Source organism: Sodalis sp. C49, from assembly GCF_046352915.1.
Lineage (GTDB): Bacteria > Pseudomonadota > Gammaproteobacteria > Enterobacterales > Enterobacteriaceae > Acerihabitans.
In genome coordinates this window covers 5,458,070-5,472,194 of the sequence record NZ_CP163303.1, presented here as the reverse complement: position 1 = coordinate 5,472,194, position 14,125 = coordinate 5,458,070, and the positions used below count along the sequence as shown (strand labels likewise).

Annotated in this window: 12 protein-coding genes; 10 read left to right on the top strand and 2 right to left on the bottom strand. The window is 60.1% G+C overall.

Features of this window, described 5'->3' with window-relative positions:
* The first annotated feature begins 392 nt into the window (after window positions 1-392).
* From ABUK12_RS24785 to mepS, 6 genes are all read left to right on the top strand, one after another.
* A complete protein-coding gene (locus tag ABUK12_RS24785) occupies window positions 393-1,643 on the top strand; it encodes a sugar efflux transporter (RefSeq protein ID WP_410016771.1) in 1,251 nt (416 codons plus the stop codon).
* Between the two features lie 30 nt (window positions 1,644-1,673).
* Window positions 1,674-2,246, top strand: a complete 573-nt coding sequence (gene yeiP / locus ABUK12_RS24780; RefSeq protein ID WP_410014302.1) for an elongation factor P-like protein YeiP — start codon at window positions 1,674-1,676, stop codon at window positions 2,244-2,246.
* A 37-nt stretch (window positions 2,247-2,283) separates the two neighbouring features.
* A complete protein-coding gene (locus ABUK12_RS24775) occupies window positions 2,284-3,774 on the top strand; it encodes a mannitol dehydrogenase family protein (RefSeq protein ID WP_410014301.1) in 1,491 nt (496 codons plus the stop codon).
* Window positions 3,771-4,751: a CobW family GTP-binding protein gene (locus ABUK12_RS24770; protein ID WP_410014300.1), complete on the top strand. Its 981-nt coding sequence runs from the start codon at window positions 3,771-3,773 to the stop codon at window positions 4,749-4,751. The genes ABUK12_RS24775 and ABUK12_RS24770 overlap by 4 nt, the downstream gene beginning before the upstream one ends.
* A gap of 53 nt (window positions 4,752-4,804) precedes the next feature.
* Window positions 4,805-5,518 carry a phosphatase PAP2 family protein gene (locus ABUK12_RS24765; RefSeq protein ID WP_410014299.1) on the top strand — a complete coding sequence of 238 codons (714 nt, stop codon included), beginning with the start codon at window positions 4,805-4,807 and terminating at the stop codon, window positions 5,516-5,518.
* A 405-nt stretch (window positions 5,519-5,923) separates the two neighbouring features.
* A complete protein-coding gene (mepS, locus tag ABUK12_RS24760) occupies window positions 5,924-6,532 on the top strand; it encodes a bifunctional murein DD-endopeptidase/murein LD-carboxypeptidase (RefSeq protein ID WP_410014298.1) in 609 nt (202 codons plus the stop codon).
* A gap of 352 nt (window positions 6,533-6,884) precedes the next feature.
* Here mepS and ABUK12_RS24755 read toward each other — a convergent pair whose 3' ends face one another.
* Window positions 6,885-7,715, bottom strand: a complete 831-nt coding sequence (locus ABUK12_RS24755) for a sugar phosphate isomerase/epimerase family protein (protein WP_410014297.1) — start codon at window positions 7,713-7,715, stop codon at window positions 6,885-6,887.
* Window positions 7,716-7,883: 168 nt separating this feature from the next.
* Here ABUK12_RS24755 and ABUK12_RS24750 point away from each other — a divergent pair, with 168 nt between their 5' ends.
* The 4 genes from ABUK12_RS24750 to yejF all read left to right on the top strand — a co-directional run bounded on the left by ABUK12_RS24750 (window position 7,884) and on the right by yejF (window position 13,477).
* Window positions 7,884-9,704, top strand: a complete 1,821-nt coding sequence (locus tag ABUK12_RS24750) for an extracellular solute-binding protein (protein ID WP_410014296.1) — start codon at window positions 7,884-7,886, stop codon at window positions 9,702-9,704.
* A gap of 66 nt (window positions 9,705-9,770) precedes the next feature.
* Window positions 9,771-10,865: a microcin C ABC transporter permease YejB gene (locus ABUK12_RS24745; protein WP_410014295.1), complete on the top strand. Its 1,095-nt coding sequence runs from the start codon at window positions 9,771-9,773 to the stop codon at window positions 10,863-10,865.
* Window positions 10,862-11,884, top strand: coding sequence for an ABC transporter permease (locus ABUK12_RS24740; RefSeq protein ID WP_410014294.1), 1,023 nt, complete (start codon window positions 10,862-10,864; stop codon window positions 11,882-11,884). Before ABUK12_RS24745 ends, ABUK12_RS24740 begins: the two co-directional genes overlap by 4 nt.
* Before the next feature lie 3 nt (window positions 11,885-11,887).
* Window positions 11,888-13,477 carry a microcin C ABC transporter ATP-binding protein YejF gene (gene yejF / locus ABUK12_RS24735; RefSeq protein WP_410014293.1) on the top strand — a complete coding sequence of 530 codons (1,590 nt, stop codon included), beginning with the start codon at window positions 11,888-11,890 and terminating at the stop codon, window positions 13,475-13,477.
* 24 nt (window positions 13,478-13,501) lie between these two features.
* Here yejF and ABUK12_RS24730 read toward each other — a convergent pair whose 3' ends face one another.
* Window positions 13,502-13,843 carry a YejG family protein gene (locus ABUK12_RS24730; protein WP_410014292.1) on the bottom strand — a complete coding sequence of 114 codons (342 nt, stop codon included), beginning with the start codon at window positions 13,841-13,843 and terminating at the stop codon, window positions 13,502-13,504.
* Window positions 13,844-14,125 lie beyond the last annotated feature (282 nt).

The window sequence follows — 14,125 nt, the reverse complement described above, 5'->3', positions numbered from 1 at the left end:
CGATTCAGCTTCGATACGCACCAACAGCGGGATGGTCCGGGGCATCGCCTGTCTAATCACGCTGAAACGTTTCAATAAAGTCTCCGACGTTGGCGACGTGATTGCAAGCGCCGGTCGACTATTCCTGTCGGATCTTTGAAGCGCCGCACAGTTTATCGTTATTCAGGCACGTCCCGGCCCGCCGGGACGGCTTTTGCTGACGCGCTGCTGAAGACCCCATCCCCCATGCCCGCCGCGGCCTGACCAGGGCCGCCCGCGCAGCGATCCGGCGGCGCGCCTTGCCGCCGGCCGACGTCATGCTGAAGTGGATTTATTTTCGCCGCCGGCTGTTGTTTTTCGCCAACAGGCGTATTATTCGGGCGTCCATTTGTCCTGATCCCGATGCCATTATCATGCACACGCCTATCGCCCTCCCGCGGCGCCTTCCGGATATGACCGCCCCGGCCTTTCTGGTTATCGCTTTTCTCTCCGGCATCGCCGGCGCACTGCAGTTGCCGACCCTGAGCCTGTTCCTGTCCACGGAAGTGGCGGCCCGGCCCTTTATGGTGGGCCTGTTCTATACCGGCAGCGCGGTGATAGGCATCGCGGTCAGCCAGTTCCTGGCCGGCCGGTCGGATAAAAAAGGCGATCGTAAACGGCTGATCCTGCAATGCTGCCTGCTGGGCGCGGCGGGCTGCGTGCTGTTTGCCTTTAACCGCAGTTATTTTGTCCTGCTGGCCTGCGGCGTGTTATTGACCAGCTTCGGTTCCACCGCCAACCCGCAGATGTTCGCCCTGGCGCGCGAACATGCCGAGCAGACGGGGCGCGAGGCGGTCATGTTCAGTTCGGTAATGCGCGCGCAGGTGTCCCTGGCCTGGGTCATCGGACCGCCGCTGGCCTTTGCCCTGGCGCTGGGCTTTGGTTTCAAAGTGATGTATATGATGGCCGCCGTCACCTTCGTGGCCTGCGGCGCGCTGGTCTGGCTGGCGCTGCCGTCGATGCGCAAATCGGCGCTGAAAACCGCCGCGGTGCTGGAGGCGCCCCGCCGCAACCGCCGCGACGCGATGCTGCTGTTCGCCGCCTGCACGCTGATGTGGACCTGCAACTGCATGTACCTGATCAATATGCCGCTCTATCTCATCCACGAGCTGCATCTGCCTGAAAAACTGGCCGGAATGCTGATGGGCACCGCCGCGGGCCTGGAGATCCCGACCATGCTGGTGGCCGGCTATGTGTCCAGGCGCTTTGGCAACCGGCTGCTGATGCGCATCGCCGTCGGCGCCGGGCTGCTGTTTTACCTGGGGTTGCTGGTGTTTACCGCCCCTATGGCGCTGCTGGCGCTGCAGTCGCTGAACGCGGTGTTTATCGGCATTCTGGCCGGCATCGGCATGATCTATTTTCAGGATCTGATGCCGGGCCAGGCCGGCGCCGCCACCACGCTGTTTACCAATACCGGACGGGTGGGCTGGATTATCGCCGGTTCGGCCGCCGGGCTTATTGCGGAAATCTGGCAGTACCATACGGTGTTTTTTGTGGCGCTGCTAATGATTGCCGGCGCCGGTTATTGCATGTGGCGCATTCGTGATGTAGATTCGCCGCTGCCCCGCGACACGCACTTTTCCCCCTTGCCTGAAGGCCCGGGCAACGGTAACGTGTCGCCATAGACTCCGATACAATTATACAGGTCCACTTTGATGGCTAGAGCAAACGAAATTAAGCGCGGCATGGCGGTAAATTACAACGGCAAACTCCTGCTGGTAAAAGACATTGATATCCAGAGCCCAAGCGCGCGCGGGGCCAGTACGCTGTATAAGATGCGGTTTTCCGACGTCCGCACCGGCCTGAAGGTGGAAGAGCGCTTTAAGGGCGACGATATCCTCGAGACCATCAACCTGGTGCGCCGCTCGGTGACGTTTTCCTATATCGACGGCGAAGAATATGTCTTTATGGACGACGAGGACTATACCCCGTACCTGTTCAAGAAAGACCAGATAGAAGACGAACTGCTGTTTATCCCCGAAGGCGGCATCCCCGGCATGCAGGTGCTGACCCTGGAAGGCCAGGTGCTGGCGCTGGAATTGCCGCAAACGGTGGATCTGGAGATTATCGAAACCACGCCCGGCATCAAAGGCGCGTCGGCCAGCGCCCGCACCAAGCCGGCGCTGATGAGCACCGGCCTGACCGTCTCGGTGCCGGAATACCTGAACAGCGGCGAAAAGATCCGTATTCACGTGGCGGAACGTCGCTATATGAGCCGCGCCGACTAACCATTTCCAGGCCAACGGCCAGACGGGGTGCATCATCATGGCGACCCTTGCCTCGCATCACCTTCCCGCCGGGGTGCAACAGCCCGGCTACGATCGCGGCCTGCTTAAGAGCCGCATCGTACATATCGGTTTCGGCGCGTTTCACCGCGCCCATCAGGCGGTAATGACCGATCGGGCGCTTAACGCCGTTGGCGGCGATTGGGGCATCTGCGAGGTCAGCCTGCACAGCGCCGGTTTATTGCAGGCGCTGCGCGCCCAGGATCATCTGTTTACCGTGCTGGAAAAAGACGGCGCCGGCAGGCAGGCGCACGTTATCGGCGCGGTCCGCGAGTCGGTTATCGCGGCAGAGGTTGGCATCGCGGCGGTGCTGGAAAAGCTGGCCGAGCCGCAGGTGGCCGTCGTCTCGCTGACCATTACCGAAAAAGGCTATTGCATCGAGCCGGACAGCGGCGAGCTGGACCGCGCCAATCCGCGCGTCCAGGCGGATATCCTGCATCCCGGGGCGCCTGGCACCGTGCCGGGCATTCTGGTGGAGGCGCTGCGCCTGCGCTATGCGCGCGGCCTCGCGCCGCTGACTCTGCTGTCGTGCGACAATATTCCCGGCAACGGCCAGGTGCTCAGGCGGGCGGTGCTGGGCCTGGCCCAGGCCAGGGATCCGCTGCTGGCGGCATGGATCGGGGAACAGGTGTCGTTTCCGGCCACCATGGTCGACCGTATCGTGCCCGCCGCCACGGAAGAAACGCTGGCTGAGATTGCCGCCCTTATCGGCGTGGCGGACCCCTGCGCCATCGCCTGCGAACCCTTTATCCAATGGGTTATCGAGGATAATTTTGTTGCCGGCCGGCCGGACTGGCAGGCGGCGGGCGCACAGTTTGTCCCCAACGTCGCGCCGTATGAAGAAATGAAGCTGCGCATGCTGAACGGCAGCCATTCCTTTCTGGCCTGGCTCGGCTATCTGGCCGGCTACCAGCATATCAGCGACTGCATGGCGGACCCGGGCTACCACGCCGCCGTGGCCGCGATGATGGCGCAGGAACAGGCGCCCACCCTGCGCCTGGGCACCGGGGAAGTGGACCTCGCCGCCTACGCCGCGCAGTTGCTGGCGCGCTTCGCCAATCCGGCGCTGAAACACCGCACCTGGCAGATTGCCATGGACGGCACGCAAAAGCTGCCGCAGCGCATGCTGGACCCGGTGCGCTGGCATATCGCCCACGGCGACGGCTATCCCCTGCTGGCGCTGGGCATCGCAGGCTGGATGCGTTATGTGGGCGGCCGCGACGATCTCGGCGCGCCTATTGATATCCGCGATCCGCTGAGCGATGAGCTGCGGCGCATCGTCGACCACAGCCCCGACGGCGAGCCGCGGGTGCTGGCGCTGTTGGCGCTGCGTTCGGTATTCGGCGCGGATCTGTCCGCCAGCCCCGCCTTTGCCGCCGCCGTCACCGCGGCTTATCTCGCGCTGGCGCGGGACGGCGCCAAAGCGACGGTGGCCGCCGCCCTCTCCCCGGCCGCCCGGGGACGACCATGACCGCCCGCACCACCCTGATTACCGGTTTTCTCGGCAGCGGTAAAACCACTACCCTCTTGCATCTGCTGGCGCAAAAACCGGCCGGCGAACGCTGGGCGGTCCTGGTGAATGAATTTGGCGAGATTGGCGTCGACGGCGCGCTCCTAGCCGACAGCGGCGCAGTGCTCAAGGAAATTCCCGGCGGCTGCATGTGCTGCGTCAACGGCCTGCCCATGCAGGTGGGATTAAATACCCTGTTGCAGCGCAACACCCCCGATCGGCTGCTGATCGAGCCGACCGGGCTTGGCCATCCCAAGCAAATCCTCTCTTTGCTCACCTCGCCGGTATATGAAAACTGGCTGACCCTGCGCGCCACCCTGTGCCTGCTGGACGCGCGCCAGCTCGGCGACGCACGTTACCGCGACAATGAAAACTTCCGCGACCAGCTGGCCGCCGCCGATGTCATTATCGCCAACAAGCAGGACAGCTACCAGCCGCAGGATCGCGTGCTGCTGGACGAGTGGGCCGCCGGGCACGGCGATGGACGCCAAATAGTCGACGCCGTCCAGGGCCGGGTGCCGCTGTCATTGCTGGACCTGCCGCGCCTGAACGCGCGCGAACTGCCCGACGGCGCCCACCATCACGCCCCCCCGGCGCCCAAGGCGGGACTCGCGGCGCTGCGGCTGCCGGGCAATACCGGCTGGCGGCGTGCGCTGAACCAGGGCCAGGGCTACCAGTCCTGCGGCTGGATTTTTGACGGCGCCACCACCTTCGATACCATCGGCCTGCTGGAGTGGGCGCGGCTGGCGCCGGTGGAACGGGTCAAGGCCGTGGTACGCATCCCCGAAGGCACCCTGCAGGTCAACCGCCAGGGCCAGGACTTGCGCATCGAGACTCTGCCCGCACCGCCGCCCGACAGCCGGATTGAATTGATCAATCCCGCCCCGGCGGATTGGAACGCGCTGCAAACGGCTTTGTTGAAGATTCGTTTAAATTAGCAGGAATACTATAATCACCTTAATTTAGTCACTTGTTTTATAGGTGCTGAGTCATGCGTCGCTTACCTGCCGTTATTTTGCTCAATATCCTGGGCATCGCGCTTTTTGTCTCATGGTACCTGCCTTCGCACCACGGATTCTGGTCGCGACTGGATACGGCGATCTTCCTGTTTTTTAATCATATCGCCGCCAGTAGCCATAGTTATGCCGTATTCCTGGCCGTCACCAACTATCGCGCGTTCGATATCACCTCCCTGCTGGCGATGGGCCTGCTTTACCTCCGCTGCCTGTTGCGCACCCCGCCGGATCGGCGCTATCAATTGATAAGCCTCGGCATCGTCATGCTGCTTTCGGCGCTGGTGCTTAACCAACTGGGGCACCTGCTGCCGGTCAGCCGCCCCAGCCCGACGCTGTTTTTCCAAAATGAGGACGGCGTGGTGCGCGTGTCGCAAGTTAGCCGCATCCCCACCAAGGACGCTTCCATGGATAGCTTTCCGGGCGACCACGGCATGATGCTGATGATTTTTGCCGCCTATATGCTGCGCTATTTCGGCGGCCGGGTGTTTGCCTGCGGCATGGCTATCGTGGTGCTGTTCTCCCTGCCCCGGGTGATGATTGGCGCGCACTGGTTCAGCGATATCGCGGTGGGATCGCTGTCGGTGGTGCTGGTCGGCCTGAGCTGGTGGCTGATGACGGATGCCAGCGATAAGGCGGTGAGCTGGTTTAACCAGCGCTTGCCGGGCGTGCGCGACCGGCGATATCAATAGGAATTAATTATAGCGGGGGCGGGCTGTGACGGCGTCCGGCGGTCGCCACGTTACGGGAAGGTTGCGGGATCGCCGGCCCACGGGCAACGACAATGCCCGCCCGCCGCCATTCCCGGCAAACGGCGGGGCTTTTTGATCCAATTCTTAACGTTTAATTTAATACTATTTCACATCACCAAAAGTTATAAAATAGTCGATAAAAGTCCTCGCTTTCCCTTATTCATTACGGTACCCTCGAATTCGCTGTACTTATACACTGATATTTTCCCGCTAATAAAAATGTGTGAGTAATACCACACAATGCAGGAATAACGGTTGGTCAATCAGTATTTGCGCATTATTCTCGATTCGCTCGGTATTTTATAGCGGCACCGTCGCTAAGGACTTTAAGGGATAACACTTATAATGGTCAAATCTCAACCTATTTTGAGATATGTGCTGCGGTTAATCCCCGCAGTGGCGGCGGCAGTTATGCTTTCCGCCTGTAGTTCTCATGGCAGTCAACAAACAGCTGAGATGCATGCAGTCAACGATAAAAGTGATTTTTTACTGCAAGCCTCTCAGGATCAATTCGAAGATATGGTCCGTAATGTCGATGTGAAGACAAAAATTATGGATCAATATGCCGTATGGAAAGGCGTCAGGTATCGCCTGGGCGGCAGCTCTAAACGTGGTATAGATTGTTCGGCTTTTGTACAGCAAACGTTTCATGAACAGTTTGGCCTGGAATTGCCGCGCTCAAGCAGCGAGCAGCAGGGTATGGGCGCTAAAATCCAGCGCACCAAGCTGCGTCCAGGAGATCTGGTCGTGTTCCATGCCGGTTCCACCGGGCGCCATATGGGGATTTACCTGGGCAACGATCAGTTTGTCCACGCATCCACCACCAGCGGCGTCACCATTTCCAGCCTATCGGAAACCTACTGGAACAAGCGTTATCGGGAAGCACGGCGGGTATTAACCGGCGGCGCCAAGGGGCAGATGACCACGGCAATGCGCGGCAACAGCAACTCCTGATAATTAACGGTTATTATTTAAATGTCCTGAATGCCGAACGAGATAAAAGCCGCCTGCCCGGGCGGTTTTTTTTTGACCATTATTAAAGATTTGTATATCTGTTTTTTTGCTTAATACATATTCTTCGAAGCTCATCACTATTCTCGCCGCTATATTCCCAGCTCCTTAACATATTTGCCTGCATGTTATCAACATATTAATTATTATAATCCGCGTCATTTGTCCGTTTGCCGTTATGCTACCGGCGGCCAGCCCGCCCGCGATTGCGCCATATCGGCTAATTATTAAGCACGATAATATATCAGTTAAGGCAATATATGGGCGCAACATCCCATGCCCGCGGGCACGCTAATTATGGCCGGCGCGCCGTTATCTCCCGTTCCAGCCACGCCAGCGAGGCAAACCCCTCGGCGGCGATGCGCTGCGGCGTTTCCCGCTGATACCGGTCGCTGAAAATTTCCAGCGACCAGATGCCCCGGTACCCTGCCGCCGCCACTTGGCGCGCAAAACCGGCGACATCCAGGATGCCCTGGCCCGGAAAACAGCGATGATGCCGGCTCCAGGCGTCTACCGGCTGCGACGGCCGCGGGCGCGGCGCGGCATCGGCCATCTGCACGTAAAAGATTTTTTCCGCCGGGATGTGCGCCAGGCCGTCGAGGTTATCCGCCAGGGCCAGGATATGAAAGCTGTCCAGCGCCAGGCCCAGGTTGGGCATGGCGACGGTGCTGACCCGCTCCCAGGCCTGGCGGTAATGATGCACATGGCGCCCCCAGGCCAGGGCCTCATAACAGATGGCGCAGCCATAACGCTGCGCCAACTCGGCCAGGCGCAGCAGATCGCCGTTTTGCGCCTCTTCGTCCGCCAGGGCATCCTGGTCCACCGAACTGCATACCAGCAATTGCCGGCATCCCAGTTCTGCCATGGCGTCAAACATGCGCCCGGCCTCGGCCAGCACGCCGGCGCGGCCGGCCGCGGGCGCCCCGTCGGCGTTGCGCAGCGGCTGCAGCAGCACCGCCTCAAGATCGAGCGCGTCGAGCAGCCGTTTAACGTCGCGCGCGGTACCGGGGAAGCGTTGCAGATCGTCGTCAAACAGTTCCACGGCGTCAAACCCCGCCCGGGCGATGGCCTCAAGCTTTTCCGGCAGGCTGCCGGCCATGGATAGGGTAGCAATGGACTTGCGCACCGTCGTCCTCCTGATTAAAGGGTGTATGGCTTAATAATCTGATTGATAATTTTGACATTAATGGCAAAAAAACCGTTAATGGCATTGTTTTAGGCATTAGTATAATAGACAGCCTTCAGCGGCTTGCCCTTTCAATACTATTTGGTGTTATCCCAGGAGCGTAACCTGATGTTTCCACGTGTTTGGATTGCGCTGATTCTCAGCGTCGTCTGCCTCGGCCCGCGCGCCGACACTATTGACACTATTAATGAAAGCTACGCTTTTGCGCTATTGGGCCAACCGAAATACCCCAGCGACTTCAGCCATTTTGATTACGTCAACCCCGCCGCGCCCAAGGGCGGCGCCATAACCCTGGCGGCCATCGGCACCTTTGACAATTTTAACCGTTTTGCCCTGCGCGGCTCGGCGGCGATGCGCACCGACCAGCTCTATGACGGTTTATTTATCACCTCGGACGATGAGATGGGCAGCTATTATCCCCTGGTGGCGGAATCGGCGCGCTATCCCAGCGATTTTTCCTGGATGGAGGTGTCCATCAATCCCCAGGCGCAGTATCACAACCATCAGCCCATCACCGCCCGGGACGTGGCCTTCACCTTCGGCAAATTCATGACCGAAGGGGTGCCGCAATTTCGTATTTATTACAAAGGCGTCACGGTAAAAGCCATCGCGCCGCTCACGGTACGCTACGAGTTTCCCAAACCCGATAAAGAGATGCTGCTGGGCCTGCTGACCTTGCCGATTATGCCGGAAAGCTATTGGCAGCATCACAAACTCGGCGACCCGCTGACCTCGCCGCCGCCGGCCAGCGGGCCTTACCGCATTACGTCCTGGCGTACCGGGCAGTATGTCACCTACTCGCGTGTCCGCGATTATTGGGCGGCCAACCTGCCGGTCAACCGCGGCCGTAATAATTTTGACAGCATCCGTTATGATTATTACCTGGACGACAACGTGGCGCTGGAAGCGTTTAAAGCCGGCGCGTTTGATTTGCGCATCGAAAGCTCGCCCAAGCTGTGGGCCACGCAGTACCACGGCGGCAACGTGGAACGCGGCTATATCATCAAGCAGGAAATACCCAACGATGCGCCGGTCGCAACGCCCTGGCTGGCATTTAATATCCAGCGCCCGCTGTTCGCCGACCGGCGGGTGCGCGAGGCGCTGACGCTGGCGTTTGATTTTGAATGGATGAACAAGGCGCTGTTTTACCAGGGGTACCAGCGGGTCGACAGCTATTTCATCAATACCGACTATGCGGCGCGGGACTATCCCGGCGTGGACGAACTGGCGGTGCTGGCGCCCCTGAAAGGCCAGGTGCCGCCGGAGGTGTTTACCGAACGCTACCAGCCGCCGGTATCGGACGGCAGCGGTTATGACCGCAAAAACCTGCTTAAGGCGCTTGGGCTGTTAAAGCAGGCCGGCTGGGAATTAAAGGACCAGCAATTGGTCAACGTCAAAACCGGCAAGCCGTTTGCCTTTGAAATGATGCTGATGAGCGGCAGCAACAGCAGCAATTACATCCTGCCCTTCCAGCACAACCTGCAGCGCCTGGGCATACAGATGACGCTGCGTCAGGTGGACAGCGCGCAGTTTACCAACCGTCTGCGCAAACGTGATTTTGATATGATGCCGTCAAGCTATGCCGCCTTCCCCTACCCCAGCGGCGATTTGCAAATCCTGTGGGGCAGCGCCTATGTGGAATCCAGCTATAACCGCCCCGGCGTCAAGGATCCGGCGGTTGACCGCCTGATCAACGAAATCGTGCGCCACCAGGGCGACGAAAAAGCGCTGCTGCCCCTGGGGCGGGCGCTGGACCGGGTGCTGACCTGGAATTATTTTATGATTCCCCAGTGGTTTTCCCACCAGACCCGTCTGGCCTATTGGGATAAATTCGCCATGCCGGCCGTTAAACCCACCTATGCGCTGGGTTTCGATACCTGGTGGTATGATGTCAACCGGGCGGCCAGGCTGCCCGCGGAACGACGCTGACGCCGGCCGCGGCCGCCCGGTGCGTCCTGCGTCTGACTATCGACAAAGCTCTAAGGGAGGAGCCGCTTGCTAACCTATTTGTTACGCCGTTTATTGCTGGTGATCCCGACGCTCTGGGCCATCATTACCCTGAACTTCTTTATCGTGCAAATTGCCCCCGGCGGACCGGTGGATCAGGCCATCGCCGCCATTGAGATGGGCCAGCAAAGCGGCTTCAGCGCCGGGCACAGCGACCCCGCCGCCCGCGTGCAAACGCTGCACGGCGGCCAGATCGGCGACAGCCAGTACCGCGGCGCGCGGGGCCTGGATCCGGAGGTGATTGCGGAGATTACCCGGCGCTACGGCTTCGATAAACCGCTGCATGAGCGCTATTTCACCATGCTGTGGAACTATGTGCGCTTTGATTTTGGCGACAGCCTGTTTCGCGGCGCCACGGTAATGCATTTGATCAGGGAAAGCATGCCGGTCTCCATTACCCTCGGCTTGTGGAGCACGCTTATCATCTATCTGGTGTCGATCCCGCTCGGCATCAAAAAAGCGGTGCGCAGCGGCAGCGCCTTCGACGTCTGGAGCAGCACGCTTATCATCATCGGCTACGCGATCCCGGCCTTCTTGTTCGCCATCCTGCTGATTGTGCTGTTCGCCGGCGGCAGCTATCTGGACTGGTTCCCGTTGCGCGGTCTGGTCTCGAGCCATTTCGACAGCCTGCCGTGGTATAAAAAAATCACCGATTATCTTTGGCATATCACGCTGCCGGTGCTGGCCACGGTGATTGGCGGATTCGCCACCCTGACCATGTTGACTAAAAACGCGTTCCTGGACGAGATCCGCAAGCAATACGTCACCACCGCGCGCGCCAAGGGGCTGACGGAAAACCAGATCCTCTACCGCCATGTGTTTCGCAACGCCATGCTGCTGGTGATAGCCGGTTTCCCCGCCACCTTTATCAGCATGTTTTTTACCGGTTCGCTGCTGATTGAGGTGATGTTTTCCCTTAACGGCCTGGGGCTGCTGGGGTACGACGCCACCCTGCAACGGGATTACCCGGTCATGTTCGGCACGTTATATATCTTTACCCTGATCGGCCTGCTGCTCAATATCCTCAGCGATATGACCTATACGCTGGTCGACCCGCGCATTGATTTCGAGGGCCGCCAATGAGACTGAGTTCCGTCAACCAGGCGCGCTGGGCGCGTTTTCGCCGCAACCGCCGGGGCTACTGGTCGTTATGGCTATTTCTGCTGCTGTTTATCCTGAGCCTCGCCTCGGAGCTGGTGGCTAACGACAAGCCCCTGCTGGTGCGCTACCAGGGACAATTTTATTCGCCGCTGCTGTTTAACTACAGCGAGACCACCTTCGGCGGCGAGCTGGCGACCAGGACCGATTACCGCGATCCCTATATCGCCGGGCGGCTGGCCGCGCACGGCTGGGCGATATGGGCGCCGGTACGCTATGACTACCGCACCATTAACTTCGCCACCGCCCGGCCCTTCCCGTCGCCGCCAAGCCGGCAGAACTGGCTGGGTACCGACAGCACCGGCAAGGATGTGCTGGCCAACTTATTGTATGGCTTCCGGCTGTCGATGCTGTTCGGCCTGGCGCTGACTCTGCTCTCAAGCGTTATCGGCATAATCGTCGGCGCCAGCCAGGGCTATTACGGCGGCCGGCTGGACCTGTGGGGACAGCGCTTTATCGAGGTCTGGTCCGGCATGCCGACGCTGTTTTTGATTATTTTATTATCAAGCGTGGTGCCGCCGGACTTCGGGTGGCTGCTGGCCATTACCGTGCTGTTCGGCTGGATGGGCCTGGTGGGCGTGGTGCGCGCCGAATTCCTGCGCGCCCGTAATTTCGACTATATCCGCGCCGCCCAGGCCATGGGGGTCAGCGATCGGATGATCATGCTGCGCCATATGCTGCCCAATGCCATGGTGGCGACGCTGACCTTCCTGCCCTTTATCCTGTGCGGGTCCATTACCACGCTGACCTCGCTGGATTTTCTCGGTTTCGGCCTGCCCATCGGCTCGCCGTCCCTGGGCAACCTGTTGCTGGAAGGCAAAAACAACCTCCAGGCGCCGTGGCTCGGCATTACCGCTTTTGTTACGCTGGCCCTGGTGCTGTCATTACTGATTTTTATCGGCGAAGCGGTGCGCGACGCCTTTGACCCCAGCAAGGCGCATTAACCTATGACCACGCCATTGTTAGAAATCAAGGAACTGAGCGTCGCCTTTCGCCAGGGCAATCAAACCCGGCAGGTGGTGGATAAGGTGACGCTGGCGCTTAACGCCGGCGAAACGCTGGCGCTGGTGGGCGAATCCGGCTCGGGCAAAAGCGTTACCGCCCTGTCGGTCCTGCGCCTGCTGCCCCAGCCGCAGGTGTGCTACCCCCACGGCGATATCCTGTTCGCGGGCAAGAGCCTGCTGCATGCCCCAGACGCAACGCTCAGGCGCGTGCGCGGCAATGACATCGCCATGATCTTCCAGGAACCTATGTCGTCGCTCAACCCGCTGCACAGCGTGGAAAAACAGCTGCTGGAGGTGCTGGCGCTGCATCGGGACTTGCGCGGCGCCGAAGCCCGCGCCGAAGTGCTGGCCAGCCTCGATCGGGTGGGTATCCGCCAGGCCAAATCCCGGCTGCGGGATTTCCCGCACCAGCTCTCCGGCGGCGAACGCCAGCGGGTGATGATCGCCATGGCCCTGCTCACCCGGCCCAAACTGCTGATTGCCGACGAGCCGACCACCGCGCTGGACGTAACGGTACAGGCGCAGATCCTGACGTTGCTGACCGATCTGCGCCGGGAGATGGGCATGGCGCTGTTGTTTATCACCCATAACCTGAATATCGTGCGCCGTCTGGCGGACAACGTGGCGGTGATGCAGGAGGGCAAATGCGTGGAAATCAGCGACCGCGACGCCCTGTTCAGCGCGCCGCAACACCCTTACACCCGCCGTCTGCTGGCGGCGGAGCCGGGAGGCGAGCCGCTGCCGGTGCCGCCGGGGGCGCCGGCGTTGCTGCGGGTCGCTAATCTGGGCGTGACCTTTTCCGGGCGCCAGGGGCTGTTTCGCCGCCAGGCGGGACAAAAAAGCGCCGTGCGCGGGGTGTCATTTAGCCTGCGGCGCGGCGAAAGCCTGGGCTTGGTGGGCGAATCCGGCTCAGGCAAAAGCACCACGGCGCTGGCGGTGCTGCGGTTGCTGAAATCCGACGGCGAGATCTGGTTTGACGGCCAGCCGCTGCATCAGTTTAACCGGCGCGGCATGCTGCCGCTGCGCCGCCGTATCCAGGTGGTGTTCCAGGACCCGAACTCGGCGCTGAATCCCCGGCTGACGGTGGCGCAAATCGTGGTGGAGGGGCTGCGCGTGCATCATCATTTTTCGCCGGAGGAACAGGACCGGCGGGTGATTGCCGCGCTAAGCGAAGTGGGGCTCGATCCCGACACCCGCCATCGCTACCCCGACGAATTTTCCGGCGGGCAGCGCCAGCGCATCGCCATCGCCCGGGCGCTGATTTTGCAGCCGGACGTGGTAATCCTCGATGAACCCACCTCGTCGCTGGACAGATCGGTACAGGCGCAGATCCTGCAATTGCTGAAATCACTGCAGGAAAAACACCAGCTGACCTACCTGTTTATCAGCCACGATCTGCAGGTGGTGCGGGCAATGTGTCATCAGGTGATGGTACTGCGGGAAGGGGAAGTCGTGGAACAGGGCGCCTGCCGGCAGGTGTTCGACGCGCCCTCGGCGGAGTATACCCGCCAGTTGCTGCTGGCGGCCGGGTAAGCGCGGCGCGCCCGGGTACTGGTCTTAAGAATAGTACGATGCCGACGCGGGCTCGGCGATGGCCACGCCCATGTTTTTCAGCCGGCACAGGCCGGTGCATTCATCGTCACGGTGCAAAAACAGGCAAGGCTGCCCTTCGCATTCCAGCACCGAGCAGGTGACCTGGATTTCCACCAGGGAACGCGCCAGTTCCCGCATCACTTCCCACGCCGTATCGCCTTCATGGCTTAACAGCGTCAGGCCAATCAGGTCGTTATCGTCGCAATCACCGGCGGATATCGGTTCGACTTTGATGCCGCTAAACCCATTCAGCCAGCGGTAATATTGTGGCAAACGATGCACCACGGATAACTGTAGATTTGTCACTCCACGTCCCCAGACGATTAAACTACTTAGTAACAATTTTATCACAATACTATAATATTAGCGTGACATTAGCAGTCAATATGTTCATAAAAACAGCATAGATAACTTTGAAATGAGAGACAGATCTCTTTTCGGCCTATATGTACCGCGTTAAACGCCGCAGCACAACTGTTTTTTATGCATTTGCATAACTTTAACTGAGCTTATTATTTACATTTTGCGAACAAAAAAATGCCATGGGAGGAAGGATAGGATGCGCTCCCGCCGTCGCGGCGGGTAAAG

Excerpts from the sequence above, each read along its gene's own strand:
- ABUK12_RS24785 (WP_410016771.1), top strand. The coding sequence starts at position 393 with ATGCACACGCCTATCGCCCTCCCGCGGCGCCTTCCGGATATGACCGCC.
- yeiP (WP_410014302.1), top strand. The coding sequence starts at position 1,674 with ATGGCTAGAGCAAACGAAATTAAGCGCGGCATGGCGGTAAATTACAAC.
- ABUK12_RS24765 (WP_410014299.1), top strand. The coding sequence starts at position 4,805 with ATGCGTCGCTTACCTGCCGTTATTTTGCTCAATATCCTGGGCATCGCG.
- mepS (WP_410014298.1), top strand. The coding sequence starts at position 5,924 with ATGGTCAAATCTCAACCTATTTTGAGATATGTGCTGCGGTTAATCCCC.
- ABUK12_RS24740 (WP_410014294.1), top strand. The coding sequence starts at position 10,862 with ATGAGACTGAGTTCCGTCAACCAGGCGCGCTGGGCGCGTTTTCGCCGC.
- ABUK12_RS24750 (WP_410014296.1), top strand. The coding sequence starts at position 7,884 with ATGTTTCCACGTGTTTGGATTGCGCTGATTCTCAGCGTCGTCTGCCTC.
- ABUK12_RS24775 (WP_410014301.1), top strand. The coding sequence starts at position 2,284 with ATGGCGACCCTTGCCTCGCATCACCTTCCCGCCGGGGTGCAACAGCCC.
- yejF (WP_410014293.1), top strand. The coding sequence starts at position 11,888 with ATGACCACGCCATTGTTAGAAATCAAGGAACTGAGCGTCGCCTTTCGC.
- ABUK12_RS24770 (WP_410014300.1), top strand. The coding sequence starts at position 3,771 with ATGACCGCCCGCACCACCCTGATTACCGGTTTTCTCGGCAGCGGTAAA.